Annotated in this window: 13 protein-coding genes; 3 read left to right on the forward strand and 10 right to left on the reverse strand. The window is 43.3% G+C overall.

Annotated features, from left to right (window positions below):
- Positions 1-141: 141 nt before the first annotated feature.
- From gcvP to JIG41_RS17015, 4 genes are all read right to left on the reverse strand, one after another.
- Positions 142-3,030 carry an aminomethyl-transferring glycine dehydrogenase gene (gene gcvP / locus JIG41_RS17000; RefSeq protein ID WP_075593791.1) on the reverse strand — a complete coding sequence of 963 codons (2,889 nt, stop codon included), beginning with the start codon at positions 3,028-3,030 and terminating at the stop codon, positions 142-144.
- Between the two features lie 199 nt (positions 3,031-3,229).
- Positions 3,230-3,619 (reverse strand): glycine cleavage system protein GcvH, encoded by a 390-nt coding sequence (gene gcvH, locus JIG41_RS17005; RefSeq protein ID WP_036966655.1) that lies wholly within the window; start codon positions 3,617-3,619, stop codon positions 3,230-3,232.
- Between the two features lie 53 nt (positions 3,620-3,672).
- A complete protein-coding gene (gene gcvT, locus JIG41_RS17010) occupies positions 3,673-4,755 on the reverse strand; it encodes a glycine cleavage system aminomethyltransferase GcvT (protein ID WP_199525150.1) in 1,083 nt (360 codons plus the stop codon).
- A gap of 177 nt (positions 4,756-4,932) precedes the next feature.
- Positions 4,933-5,532 carry a hypothetical protein gene (locus JIG41_RS17015; RefSeq protein ID WP_036966649.1) on the reverse strand — a complete coding sequence of 200 codons (600 nt, stop codon included), beginning with the start codon at positions 5,530-5,532 and terminating at the stop codon, positions 4,933-4,935.
- A gap of 124 nt (positions 5,533-5,656) precedes the next feature.
- Here JIG41_RS17015 and JIG41_RS17020 point away from each other — a divergent pair, with 124 nt between their 5' ends.
- Positions 5,657-6,502: a LysR family transcriptional regulator gene (locus JIG41_RS17020; protein WP_065978637.1), complete on the forward strand. Its 846-nt coding sequence runs from the start codon at positions 5,657-5,659 to the stop codon at positions 6,500-6,502.
- Here JIG41_RS17020 and JIG41_RS23120 read toward each other — a convergent pair.
- Entirely contained in the window at positions 6,494-6,628 is a 135-nt protein-coding gene (locus tag JIG41_RS23120; protein WP_256719294.1) for a hypothetical protein, read from the reverse strand. The genes JIG41_RS17020 and JIG41_RS23120 overlap by 9 nt on opposite strands.
- Positions 6,629-7,010: 382 nt before the next feature.
- Here JIG41_RS23120 and JIG41_RS17025 point away from each other — a divergent pair, with 382 nt between their 5' ends.
- Complete coding sequence (locus tag JIG41_RS17025; RefSeq protein ID WP_075593793.1) at positions 7,011-9,161, forward strand: TonB-dependent receptor domain-containing protein; 2,151 nt, start codon at positions 7,011-7,013, stop codon at positions 9,159-9,161.
- Between the two features lie 138 nt (positions 9,162-9,299).
- Here the strand turns inward: JIG41_RS17025 and eno are convergent, their stop codons facing one another.
- The 5 genes from eno to rlmD all read right to left on the reverse strand — a co-directional run bounded on the left by eno (position 9,300) and on the right by rlmD (position 16,775).
- Positions 9,300-10,598 carry a phosphopyruvate hydratase gene (gene eno / locus JIG41_RS17030; protein WP_036966640.1) on the reverse strand — a complete coding sequence of 433 codons (1,299 nt, stop codon included), beginning with the start codon at positions 10,596-10,598 and terminating at the stop codon, positions 9,300-9,302.
- Positions 10,599-10,700: 102 nt separating this feature from the next.
- A complete protein-coding gene (locus tag JIG41_RS17035; RefSeq protein WP_036966637.1) occupies positions 10,701-12,335 on the reverse strand; it encodes a CTP synthase in 1,635 nt (544 codons plus the stop codon).
- A 146-nt stretch (positions 12,336-12,481) separates the two neighbouring features.
- Positions 12,482-13,282 (reverse strand): nucleoside triphosphate pyrophosphohydrolase, encoded by an 801-nt coding sequence (gene mazG, locus JIG41_RS17040; RefSeq protein ID WP_036966634.1) that lies wholly within the window; start codon positions 13,280-13,282, stop codon positions 12,482-12,484.
- Positions 13,282-15,441, reverse strand: a complete 2,160-nt coding sequence (gene relA, locus JIG41_RS17045; RefSeq protein WP_036966631.1) for a GTP diphosphokinase — start codon at positions 15,439-15,441, stop codon at positions 13,282-13,284. The genes mazG and relA overlap by 1 nt, the downstream gene beginning before the upstream one ends.
- An 8-nt stretch (positions 15,442-15,449) precedes the next feature.
- Positions 15,450-16,775, reverse strand: a complete 1,326-nt coding sequence (rlmD, locus tag JIG41_RS17050; protein WP_199525151.1) for a 23S rRNA (uracil(1939)-C(5))-methyltransferase RlmD — start codon at positions 16,773-16,775, stop codon at positions 15,450-15,452.
- An 80-nt stretch (positions 16,776-16,855) separates the two neighbouring features.
- On the opposite strand from rlmD, the gene barA reads away from it, so the two are divergent.
- Positions 16,856-19,624 carry a two-component sensor histidine kinase BarA gene (gene barA / locus JIG41_RS17055; RefSeq protein ID WP_036969088.1) on the forward strand — a complete coding sequence of 923 codons (2,769 nt, stop codon included), beginning with the start codon at positions 16,856-16,858 and terminating at the stop codon, positions 19,622-19,624.
- Positions 19,625-19,651: the final 27 nt, after the last annotated feature.

Here is a 19,651-nt window from a genome sequence, read left to right on the forward strand (position 1 = left end):
TGGTTCGCTTTTTATCTATGCTAGGCATTTTAAATTATTGAGCTTTAGTTATAGTTTGGGAAAAGAATTCCCAATCTTTAATAACTTTCCCAATCTATAATTATCATTCCCAAACTATAATAACTCTGATCAAATCAAACCTTAGTCACGGTATGTCTCAACCGCTGGGCATGAACAAACTAGGTTACGGTCGCCGTATACGTCATCGATACGCGTTACTGTAGGCCAGAATTTGTCTTTTGCTACGCTTGGTACTGGGAATGCTGCGTAGAAACGGTCGTATGCACGGTCCCACTCATTGCCTAGTACGTCTTCTTGTGTATGCGGTGCAAACACGAGCGGGTTGTTTTCAATTGACCATTCGCCAGATGCGATACGGTCGATTTCTGACTTGATTGACACCATGGCTTCGATGAAACGGTCAATTTCAACTTTAGACTCAGACTCAGTTGGCTCAATCATCAGTGTGCCAGCTACTGGGAATGACATAGTTGGTGAATGGAAGCCGTAGTCTTGAAGACGTTTAGCTACGTCCATTTCTGTCACGCCTGTTTGCTCTTTAAGTGGGCGTAGGTCAACAATACACTCGTGCGCAACGCGGTTGTTACGGCCACGGTATAAAATTGGGTAGTGTTCGCTTAGCTTCTCAGATAAGTAGTTAGCGTTCACGATAGCCATTTCTGTTGCTTGTTTTAAGCCTTCAGAGCCCATCATGGCAATGTATGCCCACGAGATTGGTAAAATTGCTGCTGAGCCGTAAGGGGCTGCAGAAACCGCGCCGTTACCAATGTTTGTGCCAGCAACGTTAATTACGCTGTGGTTAGGCATAAATGGCGCTAGGTGAGATTTAACACCGATTGGGCCAACACCTGGACCACCACCACCGTGTGGAATACAGAATGTTTTGTGTAGGTTAAGGTGCGATACGTCAGAACCGATTGAACCTGGGCTTGTAACACCAACTTGCGCGTTCATGTTTGCGCCGTCCATGTACACTTGACCGCCGTGCTGGTGCACGATGTCACAAATTTCACGAATTGTTTCTTCGTAAACGCCGTGTGTAGATGGGTACGTGATCATGATACACGATAGGTTTTCAGATACCTCTTCGGCTTTCGCTTTAAGGTCTGCCATATCAACGTTACCGTTTTTATCACAGTCAACAACCACGATTTTCATGCTTGCCATTTGTGCAGACGCTGGGTTTGTACCGTGCGCTGAACTTGGGATCAAACATACGTTACGGTGACCTTCACCGCGTGACTCGTGGTATTTACGAATAGCGATTAAGCCTGCGTATTCACCTTGTGCACCTGAGTTAGGTTGCAGTGAAACGGCATCGTAACCTGTGATGTTTACTAACCAATCATGTAACTCAGTCATCATGATTTGGTAACCCGCTGCCTGATCAAGTGGGCAGAATGGGTGTAGGTTTGCAAACTCAGGCCAAGTGATTGGGATCATCTCTGCTGTCGCATTAAGTTTCATGGTACATGAACCTAATGAGATCATTGAGTGGTTAAGCGCTAAATCTTTGTTTTCTAGACGCTTGATATAACGCAACATTTCAGTCTCGCTGTGGTACGAGTTGAAGTTAGGGTGCGTTAGAATTTCGTCATCGCGTACAAGGCTTGCAGGAATTGAGTTGCTGCCGTTTACTTCGATTTCGTTCGCAAGTGCGTCAACGCTTAGGCCGTGGTCGTCACCTAAAATGATGTCGAATAGCTCTGCTACGTCTGCACGCGTTGTTGTTTCTGATACAGAAATTGAGTATTCACCCGCACGGTTTGACGCAAAGTTAACGCCATTTGCTACTGCGCGTGCAACAACGTCGTCTTTGTTGTCTGCAACAACGGTAATGGTGTCGAACCATGTGTCGTGCTTAAGGTTTACGCCTTTCGCTTTTAAGCCAGTCGCTAAAATATCAGCAAAACGGTGAATACGCTGAGCGATTGTTTTAAGGCCTTCTGGACCATGGTAAACCGCGTAGAACGCAGCCATGTTCGCGAGTAATACTTGCGCTGTACAAATGTTTGAGTTGGCTTTTTCACGACGAATGTGTTGTTCACGTGTTTGCATTGCCATACGTAGTGCGTCGTTACCTAAGCGGTCTTTAGATACACCGATAATACGACCCGGTAATGAACGCTTGTACTTGTCGCGTGTTGCAAAGAATGCAGCGTGTGGACCACCGTAACCCATAGGTACACCAAAACGCTGTGCTGAACCAAGTACTACGTCTGCGCCAAGTTTACCCGGTGCTTTAAGTAGTAATAAGCTCATGATGTCTGCGGCAACACAGGCAATTGCTTTTTTGCTTTGAACGCCAGCGATTAAATCAGTTACGTCTGTAATTTCACCCGTTGTTGATGGGTATTGGAATAACGCACCAAAAATGTCGTGGTCTAGCGCTTCTGCCGCTTTACCTACGATAACGTCAAAACCGAACTGCTCTGCACGTGTCGCAACAACGTCGATTGTTTGTGTGTGAACGTCATCAGCGATGAAGAATGCATTTGATTTTGATTTAGCAACACGCTTTGCAAGGCCCATTGCTTCAGCCGCAGCTGTTGATTCGTCAAGTAACGATGCGCTTGCAAGGTCAAGACCAGTTAGGTCTAGGGTCATAGTCTGGAAGTTTAATAATGATTCTAAACGACCTTGTGCAATCTCTGGTTGGTATGGTGTATACGCCGTGTACCAGCCTGGGTTCTCTAGTACGTTACGTAAAATTACGTGTGGTACGTGAGTTGGGTGGTAGCCTTGACCAATGTAAGATTTGAACACTTTATTTTTGCTTGCTACAGATTTTAAGTAGCTTAGTGTTTCAACTTCAGTGCGGCTTTCGCCAATTGATAAACCTTGCTCTAAGCGAATGCTTGCAGGTACCGTTTGACCGATCAGCTCTTCAACACTCGATACTCCAAGAGCGCTCAGCATGTCGCTTACTTGCGCTGGGCTTGGCCCAATGTGACGGCGAATAAAATCTTGCTTCTGCTCTAATTGTTCAAGAGATTTGGCGTTTGACATTTGTCCAGATTCCTATGATCCAAAAAAAAGTGGTTACTGCCAATGGGTAACTGGCAATAACTTAAAAACAGTGTGATTCAATAACTTACAGCGTATGGAAAGGTAAGCTATAAAATCATAAAAGCCCCTATGAAACCCAAGCTACGCATTTAATTAGCTGGGGATCTAGACGGGGCTTTTAGTCGGCGTGACTAATTAATTAGTCTTCGTCGATCGTGTTAGCGTAGCCTTCAGCGTCTAACAGGTTATCAAGCTCTGATGTGTCAGATGCTTTGATACGGAATAACCAACCGTCGATGTACGGGTCGTTATTTACTGTTTCAGGCGAATCTTCAAGATCTTCGTTGATTGCAACGATTTCACCGCTGATTGGTGCGTAGATGTCAGATGCTGCTTTAACAGACTCTGCTACTGCGCAGTCTTCACCCGCGTCAACTTCATCACCAACTTCTGGTAATTCTACGAATACCATGTCGCCAAGAAGTTCTTGTGCGTGCTCAGTGATACCTACAGTAAACGTACCGTCACCTTCGTCGCGAACCCACTCGTGTGAAGTAGCATATTTTAATTCGCTTGGGATATTGCTCATTTTTTTGTTCCTTTGGTTTATATTGGGTGATAACACCAAATTTTTTATATTACTTAGATAACTGATTTACCGTTACGTACAAAGCAAGGTTTAACAACCTTAACGTTAACCAGTTTTTTACGCATCTCTACTTGAGCTGTTTCGCCAGTTGAACGCGGAACGCGTGCAAGAGCGACACTGTGACCAAGTGTTGGTGAGAATGTACCAGAGGTAATCACCCCTTCACCACCTTCAACGATGACTTTTAAACCGCTACGCAATACGCCTTTTTCTTCAAGCACTAAACCAACTAGTTTGTCTGTGCTTTTGTCAGCGCGTTGCTGTTCTAATACTTCACGACCGATAAACTTACGATCTTCTGGCTCCCACGCAATCGTCCACGCCATGTTAGCAGCAAGTGGTGATACGCTTTCGTCCATATCTAAGCCGTAAAGGTTCATACCTGCCTCTAGACGAAGTGTGTCGCGTGCTCCTAGACCCGCTGGCGCTACGCCTGCATCTAGAAGTTGTTGCCACAAATCAGCAGCTTGATCATTAGGTACTACGATCTCATAACCATCTTCGCCAGTATAGCCTGTTGTTGCAATAAATAAATCACCAGCTTGCACACCAAAAAACGGCTTCATACCTTCAACAGCAGCTTGTTGCTCTGCAGTAAGTACAGTGGCCGTTTTAGCACGTGCATTAGGGCCTTGAACGGCAATCATTGCAAATTCAGGACGCTCAGTAACCGTTACGGCGAAATCAGCCGAAACTTTAGCTAAATGCGCTAAATCTTTTTCACGGGTTGCTGAGTTAACAACTAAACGATAGTCAGTTTCTGAGAAGAAGTAGATGATAAGGTCGTCGATTACGCCGCCTTCTTCGTTAAGCATACCTGTGTAAAGTGCTTTACCCGGTACCGTTAACTTAGCAACGTCGTTTGCTACTAGCTTACGTAAGAACACTTGTGCTTGTTCGCCTTGCACATCAACAATTGTCATGTGCGATACGTCAAACATACCTGCATCTGTGCGAACCGCATTATGCTCTTCGATTTGTGAGCCGTAGTTGATTGGCATTTCCCAGCCGTGAAAATCAACCATTTTTGCGCCAGCTTCAAGGTGCTTAGCATGTAAAACTGTTTTAGAAGTCATAATATTCCTTCACTTTTAAATTAACCCACTGAGTGGGCGTGGCCTCAATTTAATGAGGGGGAATAACATGGGCGGCGATTATACATTAGTTGCACAGTTGTCACACCCAAATTGCGATTTGTAACTACAAAAAACAGCTAAACACCCAAGTGTGTAGCTGTTTTTAAAATTTATACTTTAAGCAACATCCGCTAAGGTTAAATCAAACCCGAGCTGCTGTAAGTGCGCTTGCCATTTATCAAGCTCTGCTTGGCGCGCTACCAGTTGAAACTGCTGCTGATCTTGGTTATCAATCGCGGTAATAAATACCTCACCGCTTTGTGCACCATAACAGCTGCGCATGTCAGATAAACGCAGGCCTGGTGTTAGCTTAAAGTTATCTACCAAGGCATCAAACGCTTGCTCACCACTTAAGGTTAACGCGCTTAAGTCGTTACGCATAACATAATCAATATCGTAACGCAGTTGTTGCTCGTTTATTAGCGACTGTAGCTGCACGCTGGCGTCTTTGGCGAGTACAAAACGAAAAGCGGTTTCGTTAAAGTAATACAACGCATAAGCGTAGCTGCTTGTTAGGTCATCGTCTAATGAGCTGCGTAAGCCTAAACCGCTGGCGGTTAGCTTATTAATATCAAGACCTAAAATAGTCGTTAAAAATGGGATTGCTTCAGTGCCACTAAAATCCATAATGGCAGTATCGCTATTTGCTTGTAGCACGTTGTTTGCTGGCGTATTAGCTTGGCTGTGACGAGCAAACATTATTGGCGTAAAAGTCATATATGACACCTATCAATCTTTAATGCTTGAAGTATATTGCCCCGTGCTTGCAACAACAAATTGTAATTATTTATCAATTGATAAATAATACTTATATATGCAGCCCTATAAATAGAATTTTTAAATGAAAAATATTTCTACCGATAGTTTACGCACCCTCGTTGCGGTTGTTGAAGTAGGTGGTTTTGCCAAAGCTGGCGAGCTATTAGGGCTGTCGCAACCGGCGGTTAGTCTGCAAATAAAACGGCTTGAAGATATGCTTGGCCACAAGCTATTTAAAAAGCAGGGGCAACGCCAAGTACTCAATCAATACGGTGAGTTATTGCTGCCTTTGGCAAAACAAATGTTGCAACAAAACGATGCCATTTTGCAGCAGTTCACCAGCGAAAACGTAACCGGTAAAGTGCGCTTAGGTATTCCCAGCGAATTTGCTGCGCGTATCTTGCCTTCTATTATTGGCGACTTTGTGGCGCTCTACCCTGATGTATCGCTAGAGGTTCGCTCGCGCTTAAGTAAACATTTATTGTCGGTATCGCGCCAAGATCAGTTTGATCTGGTGCTTGCTCTAAACGAAGAACTCGAGTCGGCCAAGTTCCCTATTTTTATGCAAGATCAACTGGTGTGGGTAGGCGATTTAAACCTAGCACAAAACGATGTAGTTACCCTTGTTACCGCTCCCGAGGGCTGTATTTATCGTCGCCGCGCGATTGATGCATTGCAGCACGCAGGGATTAAATACCGTATTGCGTACAGTAATGCCGATTTAACAGGCCTTACTGCGGCATTAAAAGAAGGGTTAGGTATTACTGTTTTAGCAAAAAGCACCGTACCGAATGAGCTAAACTATCAACTACACACCAAGGATCTGCCTGAATTAGGCCAAATAGGAATTAGTTTAATTAAGCGGGCTGACGAACCGGGCAATGCGGTTGATAAACTTGCCGAGTTTATTGCGCTGCGTTTAACGTAAGCGAGTGGCGATTAATTCATTGATTGAGTATTTCGATGTGGATGTGAGTGTTTCGTTGAGTGTTTCGGTGGATGAGTATTTCGATGAGTGTTGTTTTATTTCACCTTGAAAGTCTTTTTTCGGCATTAAAACGCCTTCTATGTTTCGTATTGAGCCGTTTATCGCAAAATAAATTGCACGCCGACACCTAATCCCCCCCTGCAATACCCTACTTGTGGGCACGGTTTTCGCCATGCAGGTTTAAACTTATAACCTGCAAGTGGTTAACGTGTTATGCAGCAACAAATATTGCCTTTGCATCATACTCACCCAATTAGCACATCGTTAAGTATTACTTAACGAGGTATCGCACACAAATAATACTACAATACTACTGTATTTATTATTTTCATTTTAATTCATGAACTTATGCTTTATATCAATTTTATTACAAATAGGATTGATTCGCATTACTTTACATGTTTAAATTGCGCCGGTTAAAAAAATCTAAACATACACAGGACGCACAATGAAACCTACGTTTATTGTTTCAACTCTTTCTACTGCCATAGCGTTATCACTTAGCGCTAATGCTTTTGCTAAAGATGTAACTAAAGAAGAAAAGAACTTCGAGCAAATTACTGTCATTGGCTCTGCATCTGCTATTAACGATATTCCGGGTTCTGCTACTTTCATCAGCGAGCAAGATCTTGAAAAGTTTGAATACACCGACATCTCACGTGTTTTAAGTGCGGTGCCCGGTGTATACGTTCAAGAAGAAGATGGCTATGGTCTACGCCCTAACATTGGTATGCGTGGTACAGGTACTGGCCGTAACGATAAAATCTCTGTAATGGAAGACGGCGTTCTTGTTGCTCCTGCTCCTTACTCTGCACCATCGGCTTACTACTTCCCTACTATGGGCCGCATGGAGTCTATCGAAGTACTTAAAGGTGCTGCATCGGTTAAATATGGTCCACGTACAACGGGCGGTGTTTTAAACTTAGTATCACGCAGCTTACCGACCGAAGGTTCTAAAGGTTTATTAAACGCTGAACTAGGTAGCGATGGTTTTTACAAAGGCCACGCATACTTCGGTAAAAAGAAAAACAATGCAGCAGGCTTAGTTGAAGTATTCACTTACGGCGCAGATGGCTTTAAAGAATTACCGGTTGGTAGCGATAACTCTGGTTTTGAAAAGAACGATTTCTTATTAAAGTTTGGTTTTGATTTTGGTGATAACGAAGCTCACAGCCTTGAAATGAAAGTTAAATACTCAGACGAGCGCTCTGATGAAACTTACATGGGCTTAACCGATACAGACTACCAAGAAAACCCATATCGTCGTTATGCTGCCTCGCAAAATGATGAAATGAACACGCAACACAATGCATACCAAGTTAACTATGCATATCGCTTTGGTAAAGGTTACGAGTTACTTGCAACTGCTTACTTAAATGACTTCCACCGTAACTGGTATAAAGCGAGCAAAGTAAGCTCAAGCTACCTTGAACAGTACAGCGAATTTGAAGCAAACCCAACCAGCGAAGGTATCGAAGGGGTTGCTGTTAAAGCAAATAACCGTGACTACCAAGCGAAAGGTTTACAAACAGAGTTCCATATTCCTGCGGGTAACCACTACATTACAGTGGGTGCGCGTTACCACGAAGACGAAATGGATCGCTTCCAATGGCAAGACAAATACACGCTTAATCAAGACCTTTCAATGACGCTAACTGAAAAAGGCGTACCAGGTTCAGATAGCAACCGTGTAGATAGCGCTGAAGCTACAACGCTATTCATTCAAGATGAGTGGTCATTAGACGCATTAGTAATTAGCGCGGGTCTGCGTTATGAAGATATCACGATTAAACGTGAAGAATGGGCAAAATCAGATCCAACACGAGCAAACGGTTTAACTAAAAATATCAGCAACGACACTGAAATTTTAGTGCCGTCACTGGGCGCAACATACACTGTTAGCGATAGCTTAACGCTACTTGCTGGTATTCAAAAAGGGTATGCGCCAGCAGCACCAGGTAATGCGGATCAAGAAGAAGAAGAGAGTGTTAACATTGAGCTTGGGGGTCGCTACGACTATGCAGGCTTTAATGGTGAAGTGATTTACTTTAACTCTGACTACACAAACATGCACGGTAACTGTACTGCTGCTGTAGGCTGTAACGACAATAACATTGGCGACCAGTACAACTACGGTGAAGTGTCGGTATCTGGTTTTGAAGTGAGCGCCGGTAAAGTGTTTGCAACAGATACAGCCTCATTCCCTGTGCGTTTAACGTATACCTACACAAACTCTGAGTTTGAAAATGACTTTGAATCAGATCTTTGGGGCAGCGTTAAAAGTGGTGATGCTATGCCATATGTACCAGAAAACCAGCTAGCGCTTTCGTTTGGTGCCGAGTTCTCAAGCTTTGTGTTTGATACGCAAATGCGTTATGTGTCTGATGCACACGCAGACTTATCAACTTCAGGCCGTAACGCAATTGACAGCCGTGTAGTATGGGATTTAGCCGCTAAATACCTTATCGACGACAAACAAAAAGTATACCTAACGGTCGACAACCTGTTTGACAAAACCTACGTCGCAAACCGTGCAAACGGAGGTATTCAACCTGGTAAGCCACGTACCCTTCAAGTAGGTTACAGCTACTCTTTTTAATACCGAAGCGTATTAGTAAGATAGCCGCGTGATGAAAGTCACGCGGCTTTTTATTTTGCTTTTTTCAAGCTTAACTTTTCACACATAAAAAAACCTCCCGCAGGAGGTTTTTATCAGTCTAAATAAACGGTGTGTTTATTATTGACCTTTCACTTCTTTAAGACCATTGAAAGGTGCTTTTTCACCTAACGCTTCTTCAATACGAAGAAGTTGGTTGTATTTAGCAACACGGTCAGAACGGCTTAATGAACCTGTTTTAATTTGACCAGCCGCCGTACCAACAGCAAGATCTGCAATTGTTGCATCTTCTGTTTCACCTGAACGGTGAGAGATAACAGCAGTGAAACCAGCATCTTTTGCCATTTTAATCGCAGCAAGCGTTTCAGTTAATGAACCGATTTGGTTGAACTTGATTAGGATTGAGTTAGCAATACCGTTATCAATACCACGCTTTAAGATTTTCGTGTTTGTTACGAAAAGGTCGTCACCTACTAATTGAACTTTATCGCCAATTAGTTTTGTTTGGTGTGCGAAACCGTCCCAATCAGACTCATCTAGGCCGTCTTCAATTGAAACAATTGGGTACTGCTCTGTTAGGTCTTTAAGGAAATAGTTAAATTCTTCTGACGTGAATTTTTTACCTTCGCCTTTCAGGTCGTAGATGTTTGCTTCTTTGTCGTAGAACTCAGATGCAGCACAGTCTAGCGCTAAAGTAATGTCTTTACCTAGCTCGTAACCTGCATTTGCAACAGCCACTTTAATTGCAGCAAGTGCCGCTTCATTTGATTCAAGGTTTGGTGCAAAACCACCTTCATCACCTACTGATGTAGAGTGACCGTCTGCTTTAAGTACTTTTGCAAGACTGTGGAATACTTCTGCGCCCATGCGCAGTGCTTCACGGAAGTTTGCAGCGCCAACTGGCTGGATCATGAACTCTTGGATATCAACAGAGTTATCTGCGTGCTCACCACCGTTGATGATGTTCATCATTGGTAATGGCATAGAGTAAACGCCCGGCGTACCATTTAAGTCAGCGATGTGCTCATAAAGCTCAACGCCTTTAGAGTTTGCAGCTGCTTTAGCTGTTGCTAAAGATACCGCTAAGATTGCGTTAGCACCTAATTTTTCTTTATTTTCAGTGCCGTCTAAATCTAGCATTACTTGGTCAACAGCTTGTTGATCAAGTGCGCTTTGGCCTTTAAGAGCCGCTGCGATTTCGTTATTGATATAACCTACCGCTTTTAAAACACCTTTACCTAAGTAACGTGCTTTATCACCATCACGTAATTCAAGCGCTTCGCGAGTACCTGTTGATGCACCAGAAGGTGCTGCAGCACGGCCCCATGAACCATCAGCTAAATGTACATCAGCTTCAACAGTTGGGTTACCACGCGAGTCCATGATTTCGCGACCAATCACTTTTACGATTTCTGACATCTTGATTCCTCTTTTCCCGAAAATGGTGAGTTTATGCCAACTTTGTTAATTCGTTGGCTTTCTAAAACAAATAAGCCGTGCATATAGCACGGCCTATTTAAATTACGATGACGCTTTTTGGTGAGTGTGTGCAGCTGCAACAAACCCTTCAAATAGCGGGTGACCATCACGTGGTGTTGACGTGAATTCCGGGTGGAATTGCGCGGCAATAAACCAAGGGTGATCTTTATTTTCGATAATTTCGACTAGTTTCTTATCTTCAGATAAACCAGTGAAACTTAAACCTGCTTTTTCAAGCTGCTCTACGTAGTGGTTATTTACTTCGTAGCGATGACGGTGACGTTCAACAATTTCGTCACTACCGTATACTTCACTTACTTTAGAGCCTGGCGTTAAGTGACATTTTTGTGCGCCTAAACGCATTGTGCCTCCAAGGTCAGACTGCTCATCACGTACTTCAACGTTACCGTCGGCATCTTGCCACTCGGTGATTAAGCCAACCACTGGGTGTGCTGATTTTGCATTGAATTCCGTTGAGTTTGCATCTGCAAGGCCTGCAACGTTACGCGCATACTCAATAAGTGCCACTTGCATACCTAAACAAATGCCTAGGTAAGGTACTTTGTTTTCACGTGCGTATTTAGCCGCTAAAATCTTACCTTCAACACCACGACCACCAAAACCACCTGGTACTAAAATAGCGTCAAGGTGAGAAAGCATCTCAGTGCCTTTGCTTTCTAAGTCTTGTGAATCAACGTATTCGATGTTCACTGTTAAACGGTTTTTAAGACCCGCATGCTTTAATGCTTCGTTTACTGACTTGTAAGCGTCTGGTAGTTCAATGTACTTACCTACCATACCAATTGTCACTTCACCCGTTGGGTTAGACTCTTGATATAATACTTGCTCCCACTCAGATAAATCTGCTTCTGGGCACTCAAGGTAAAAACGACGACACACAAAGTTATCAAGTTCTTGTGACTTAAGTAACGCTGGGATCTTGTAGATGCTTTCTACGTCTGGTAATGAAATAACGGCTTTTTCTTCCACGTTAGTGAAAAGTGCGATTTTCGCGCGCTCGTTATTAGGTAATTTACGATCAGAACGACAAATTAAGATATCTGGTTGAATACCAATCGAACGTAATTCTTTTACTGAATGTTGTGTTGGTTTCGTTTTAACTTCACCTGCAGGGCCTAAGAATGGCACAAGCGTTAGGTGAATAAACAATGCGCGCTCACGGCCGATTTCTGTGCCAAGCTGACGAATTGCTTCTAAGAACGGTTGTGACTCAATGTCACCCACTGTACCACCAATTTCAACGATGGCTACATCGCGACCTTCTGCACCGTCGTATACACGTTGCTTAATGTCGTTTGTGATATGTGGAATAACCTGAATTGTTGCACCAAGGTATTCACCGCGACGCTCACGTCGTAAAACATCTTCATAAACACGGCCTTGTGTGAAGTTGTTGCGGCTACTCATCTTAGTACGGATGAAACGCTCATAGTGACCTAAATCAAGGTCAGTTTCTGCACCGTCTTCAGTAACATATACTTCACCGTGCTGAATTGGGCTCATAGTGCCTGGGTCAACGTTGATGTAAGGATCCAGCTTTAAAATAGTCACGTTTAAACCACGTGCTTCTAAAATTGCGGCTAACGACGCTGCTGCAATACCTTTACCCAACGAAGAAACAACCCCGCCAGTAACGAAGATAAATTTTGTACTCATGCGAACCCTAGAATATCAGGAATTAAAAGGAATAATATAGAATCAAGACGGGGCGATATTATAGCAAAGGCACTGCTATCAATCCAGATAAAATTAGCAAATAAGTGCACAAAAAACGAGCGCGGCATTCCTGTCCCTATGCTGTGTCATTGTGGGTGCTTTTTAATGGCTTCCCACGCGCTGTCCATCTCTTCTAAACTGGCGGTCTCTAAACATTGCCCGCGCTCACTTAAATAAGCGGCCACTTTTTCAAAGCGTGCCATAAACTTAGCGTTAGCACTGCGTAATAATTGCTCAGGGTCGCGCTTAATATGACGGGCCACATTGACCGTTGCAAATAACAAATCGCCCAGTTCTTCTGCGCTGTGTTCTGAGTACGGATCATGCGCAAGCGCTTCTTTCACTTCCCCGACTTCTTCGGCCACTTTATCAAGTGCCCCCTGATAGCTTGGCCAATCGAAGCCAAGACTTGCCACCCGCTGCTGAATCTTTTTCGCCTTAGTAAGCCCTGGCATCGCATCGGGGATGTCTTGCCATAAACTCAGTTGCTGTGTGGGTGCTTTTTGCGCCCGCTCTTGTGCTTTTATTGCTTGCCACTGCTGTGATAATTCAGCCTCTGTGAGTGTTGTTTTTTCAGCGAACACATGAGGGTGCCTGCGCACTAGTTTTTCGTTTAATGTGCTGACAACGTCATTAAAATCAAATAGCCCCTGCTCTTTTGCAAGCTGCGCGTAAAACACTACTTGAAAGAGTAAGTCACCCAGTTCACTTTTAAGCTCACTCAGCTCGCCCTTTTCAATGCAGTCAGCAACTTCGTAAGCCTCTTCAATGGTATGGGGCACTATCGATTTAAAATTTTGTTTTAAATCCCACGGGCACCCAGTATCTGGGTCCCGTAGTTTTTCCATGATCGCTAATGAGTCATCAATACTGTGTTTATCTGTCATTACGCATGCCCACGTTTTGCTTCATGGACCCCTTCAATTTGGTGAAGTTTAGACAACAAGCGGTTTGTGCTTGATAAGTCGTGAACTTCTACCTGCATTGAGAAAAGTGCTAATTGCTTGTCTTCGACTGTGTTGACGTTCATGTTCAGCACATTTACTTTTTCATTGGCAAGTACAGAGCTAATATCACGAATAAGCCCAGATCTATCGGTTGCCTCTACTTTAATGGTTAGCGTGTAAGAGCCATTTACATCGTCTGACCAACTTACTGAAATCACACGCTCTGGGTGCTTTTCTCGCAGTTTTTCAAATGAATCACAGTCTTCACGGTGAACGGCAATCCCCCGCCCTTGCGTGATATACCCAATAATTTCATCGCCGGGAACAGGGCGACAACATTTAGCCACGTGGCTCAATAAACTGCCGACGCCATCAACTACAATGCCATTTTTATCACCGTTGACACTTTTTGGTTTTTTAAACCTGATTTGTGGCTCGTCGTCATCACGGTCGCTAATAAAGTTAAGCAACTGATTAAGACGCACATCACCTGCGCCAACAGCGACCATTAAATCTTCAAGACCCCGCAAGTTAAAGCGCTCTATCGCGGGGGTAAGATCTTTGGTTGTAAGATCGAGCTTGTGTAGTTCTGTTTCTAGAATTTCTTTACCGGCACTTAAGTTTTTATCGCGGTCGAGCTGCTTAAACCAATGGTGAATTTTCGAACGTGCTCGCGACGATTTAATATAGCCTAACGACGGATTTAACCAATCTCGGCTCGGGTTCGCTTGCTTTTGCGTTAAAATCTCAACCTGATCGCCCGTACTTAGTTGGTACGTAAAAGGCACAATTTTGCCAAATACTTTTGCGCCGATACACCGGTGCCCTACATTAGAGTGAATGTAGTAGGCAAAATCGAGCGGCGTCGCACCGAGTGGTAAATCAAAAATATCGCCTTTCGGGGTAAACACGTAAACACGGTCTTCCACCACCTGATTTTTAAGCTCTTCGGCTAAGTCGCTGCCATCAACAACTTCTTCTTGCCATTGCAGTAACTTACGCAACCAGCTAATTTTTTGCTCATAACCTGAGCCTCGCCCCGGTAATGCGCCTTCTTTGTACATCCAGTGAGCCGCGACACCGAGCTCGGCATCTTGGTGCATCTCGCTGGTACGAATTTGAATTTCGACAGTTTTACCTTCAGGACCAAACACCACGGTATGAATCGATTGATAACCATTTTGTTTTGGCGTTGCAATGTAGTCATCAAACTCTTTATTTAAATGACGCCAGTTTGTGTGAACAATCCCCAAGGCCGCGTAGCAATCTTGCAAACGCTCAACCACAATACGCATGGCACGAATATCAAATAATTGATCGAACTCGTAGTTCTTCTGCGCCATTTTTTTATAAATGCTGAAAATATGTTTCGGGCGACCATACACCTCGCCAGCAATGCCCGCTTCTTGGAGGCGTGCTTTAACCAGTGCCACCATATTTTCCATGTAGGCTTCGCGGGCAAGCCGTTTATCGTCTAATTGCTTGGCAATATTTTTGTAGGTGTCTGGGTGCAAATAACGAAAAGATAAGTCTTCTAGCTCCCACTTAAGCTGACCTATCCCTAAACGATTGGCGAGTGGCGCAAAAATATCGCGCGTTTCTTTTGCTGCTATTACGCGCTCTTCTTCACTGCCATTTTTCACTTCGCGTAGGTAACACACTTGTTCAGCCAGTTTAATAACCACTGCACGCACATCTTCAACCATTGCCAAAAGCATACGGCGAATATTATCAATTTGAACGGTGCCTTTACCTTGATGTGCTAAGGTGCTGATGGTTGCCATTTGGCTCACACCAGTAAGCAGCAAGGCAACGTGGTTACCAAGCTTATCTGTTACTGTGTCGATAGAAATTTTTTCAGCTAAAAAATACGGCGTTAAAAAGGCGGTTGCCAATGAATCAGCATCTAAATTTAACTCAGCTAAAATCTCCACCATTTCAATGGCCATATTCTGGCGTTTAACATCATCGCAATGCAGACACAATTGATGCGCCTGTTCTAATAAGGTAGATTTATCTTCTGTTAGCGCTAACAGCTCTATACGGCTGGTAAAATCACTCGGCTTAGTAAGCTGATGTGACTGTCTAGTGGCTACCATAGTGCGCTTTACCTCCTGTGAAATAACGCCATCGTTTCAATATGCCCTGTATGCGGGAACATATTCATAAGCCCAATTTTTTCAATGCTGAAGCCTGCTTGTAAAATAATTGCACTGTCACGGGCTAAAGTAACAGGGTCACAAGAGACATATAAAATCGTTTTAAACTGAGTAAGTGGTAACTGCTCTAAAATAGCCATAGCGCCAGTTCGTGACGGGTCAAGCACCAATACATCAATGTCTTTGCTGAACCACGCAGCTGATTGCATTGATTGAGTTAAATCAAAGCAATAAAAATCGGTATTCGATAATGAGTTAGTTTGCGCATTTTGTTTCGCTAATGCAACCGCAGAATCCACTCCTTCGACACCAATAACGTGTTTTGCATACTTTGCAATCAATAATGAAAAATTACCAATACCACAAAATAAATCTAATACCTGTTCATGACCCTGCAAATCAAGCCACTCTTTTGCTTGATGTAACATGGCTTGATTAACATGCGGATTTACTTGCACAAAGTTCTCTAAGCCAAACTCAAAGGTTAAGTCGTACTCTGGTATAGTGTAGTACGGCATTGGATGATGAGTGTGATCAATCTCACCGCTGTGTGATTGCCATACTAGGCACCATTGATACTCATCACAGGCTTTCTCAACAACCGTTTTAAGCGTATTGCTAATTGGTTTTGTATGGCGAATGACAACATAAGCGGCATTGTCTGCCTCGCACAGTTGTAAGTGACTAATACGGCTTAGCCCTGCGTGGTTATTTATCAGTTCATCAAAGACCGTAAATAACGCGCTAAATTTAGTTGAAAGCACATCACAACGCTCAATACTCACGAGCTGCTTTGACCCTTGAGCACGATAACCAACGCGCATTTTTTTCGCGGCTTTATCATGCATTACGGCAACACGTGCCGATCGTCTGTAATGACGCGCTTCACTAACAAGCGGCGCTTGCCAATTTAAATTCTCTGCTTTGGCAAATTTACTGAATAGCTGGCTCACAGCTGCTTGCTTTTCAACTAATTGCTGCGATGCATCGAGGTGTTGTAACTGACAACCACCACATACTTGATAATGCTGACAAAAAGGCGTTACTCGATGCGCTGACGCGCGCAATACTTTTTTGCAATCAGCACTGGCAAAACGTGCCTTATCGTCAATGAGCTGTGCTTTAACTTCCTCGCCGGGCAGCGCACCGTTCACAAAGCACACTTTACTGCCTTGCTTTGCAACACCTCGTCCTTGGTGATCCATGGCCGAAACGGTGAGTGTGAGCATTTTTTGTGAGACGGATTTCTTTTTAGCTTTGAAAATCTGTGCCATCGGGCAACACCTTAATTATTGATAAAGCGGGAGTAAGTATATACTCTTAAACTACGATAATAATGATAACAACATCTTTTATGACTAAATTTGGCTTACGTGACTCAGTCTTAACCCTCACACTTATACCGACTGTGATCATAGGCTTGTTGCTGGGCGGTTATTTTACAATAAATCGTTACATTGAGCTCGATGAAATTTTGTATCAACAAGGCGAGACCATCATTGAGCCCCTTGCTATCGCTGTAGAGCAACCTTTACTTAAACGAAATAAAGCGCTGTTAACTCGTTTAGTTAGTCATACTCACAACAAACACTCGCCTGCTATTCAGTCTATTGCTATTTTTGATGAAAATAACGAGCTGGTTATTTTCAGTAAATACCAAAGTGAATTTAGAGAGCTGATGAACACGAACAAACCGATATTAGACGGTGTTCATATGCAAAGCTCAGAACATTATTTAACCTTTTCAACAGCTATTATTAATCATAGCCGCCAAGACATGATATGGAATCACCATAGTTATCAGGCTTCTTTAGGCACTGTGGTGATCATGCTCAATAAGCAGCAAGCCATCATTGGTCAACAACGTGCGTTATTAGTGAGTGGTGTAGTTATTTTACTGGCGCTTGTTTTAGCAACCGTGCTGGCGTTTAGATTATCGCGTATGTTTATTCAACCTCTTAATAAGTTAGTACTTGCTACAGATAAACTTAATGAGGGTAAGGTCGATACAGGCCTTGATCAAAAAATGTTTGGCGAATTTGAGCTCCTTCGTGAAGGACTTAATACGATTTCAGACACCATGGTGATGCAACGCGATGAAATGCAAAAGCACATTGACCAAGCCACTGCAGATTACCGAGAAACACTCGAACAGTACGAAACACAAAATATTCAGCTGAGTATTGCAAAAAAAGATGCTCAAGATGCCAACCGTGTTAAATCAGATTTCTTAGCGAAAATGAGTCACGAATTACGTACTCCTTTAAATGGGGTTATTGGCTTTACGCGTCAGCTATATAAAACGCCTCTGAATAAACACCAAAAGGATTACCTCGATACGATTGAGTTGTCTGCTAACAGCTTAATGACCATTATCAGCGATATTTTAGATTTCTCGAAATTAGAAGCCGGTGCGATGGAACTCGAATCGATGCAGTTTCAACTGCGCGATACCATCAATGAAGTATTAACATTGCTTGCTCCTAGCGCCCACGAAAAACAACTCGAGCTATCTATATTTATTCACCCGCAAGTGCCCGATAACTTAACTGGCGACCCGACTCGCTTTAAGCAAATTTTAATTAACTTACTCAGTAATGCGATAAAGTTCACCGAAAAAGGGTCTATTAAAGTCGATGTCGGTTATCGTTTGCTTGATGAAGAGCGAGCCTCTATTTTGGTGTCGGTAACCGATACCGGTGTGGGTATTCCTATGGATAAGCAAGATGCTTTATTCACACCATTTGGCCAAGCCGATTCAAGTATTACCCGCAAATTTGGCGGCACAGGCTTAGGGTTAATTATTACCAAGCATATTGTTGAAGCCATGAACGGCCGCATTACCTTAAACTCAGCCCCCGGTAATGGCACCTGCTTTACGTTTAATGCGGTGTTTAGAACGCCGTCTAATTCAATCACCAGTGACTTACCAACTCAATCACTGATTAATAAACGCATTCTATACTTAGAACCGCACGAACATACGCACCAAGCAACCTTGTCATTATTGAATGAGTGGCAAACACAAGTTACCGCCTGTACCGATGAAGAAAGTTTCTTAAACGAGATAAACAAAGACTTTAGTTACGATATTTGTATTATCGGTCACACCGCAACAATCGATGATATGCAGCAGCTTAAAGGCTACGTTAAAGCGGTAAGACCTGTCACTGACTATTTATACATTATGCTTAATACTGTGTCGCATAATATGCGTGAAGCCTTTGTGGGTAGTGGTGCTGATGCCTGTTTAAGTAAACCACTTAATCATCGTAAATTATGTGAAGTATTAGCAGCCCCGTATCGCCTTGACCATCCGGTACACAATATTGAGCAAGGCGATGAAAAACTACTGCCATTAAAAGTGCTGGTTGTTGATGATAATGACGCAAATCTAAAACTTATTTGTACGCTATTAGATGAACAAATTGAGCTTATTGATACCGCCCATAATGGTTCACAAGCCTATAGCTTAAGTAAAAGCCATAAATACGACTTAATATTTATGGATATTCAAATGCCTATTATGGATGGCATTACAGCGTGTAAGCTTATTCGTGAGTCATCACTTAATGAAGACACCCCAATTATTGCGGTAACAGCGCATGCGTTGGCTGGTGAAAAAGAGCAGCTGCTAAAAGATGGCTTTAAAGGTTATTTAACCAAACCGATTGACGAAGATATGCTAAAGCAGATCATTAGTGATCATAGCCCACAATCCCCTATTAACCGAGAGCGAAGCAAAACAGTTGCCGTTCAATCTGAACCTCCATTTGAGAGCACACGCCTAGATTGGCAGCTTGCGCTACAGCGCGCAGGCGGCAAAGAAGAACTCGCTCTTGAAATGCTCAATATGCTGTTACTCAGCGTGCCTGAGACCTTGCGTCTACTCAATGAAGCAATAGAAAATGAAGATTGCGAGCATGTACTTAGCATCGTGCATAAGTTCCATGGCGCGTGTTGTTACACCGGCGTACCAAAGCTAAAATCGCTTGCCGAAACCCTTGAAACGTCACTCAAAGGCGATTGTGATTTAAATTATATTGAACCTGAATTATTTGAGCTTATTGACGAGCTGAATAATTTGTTAAGTGATGCAGGCATGGTAGAGCAGCAACGATAAAAGCCGCTCAATAAAACGATATAAAGG

It is taken from the genome of Pseudoalteromonas sp. bablab_jr011 (assembly GCF_016464045.1).
GTDB classification, from domain to species: Bacteria; Pseudomonadota; Gammaproteobacteria; order Enterobacterales; family Alteromonadaceae; genus Pseudoalteromonas; species Pseudoalteromonas lipolytica.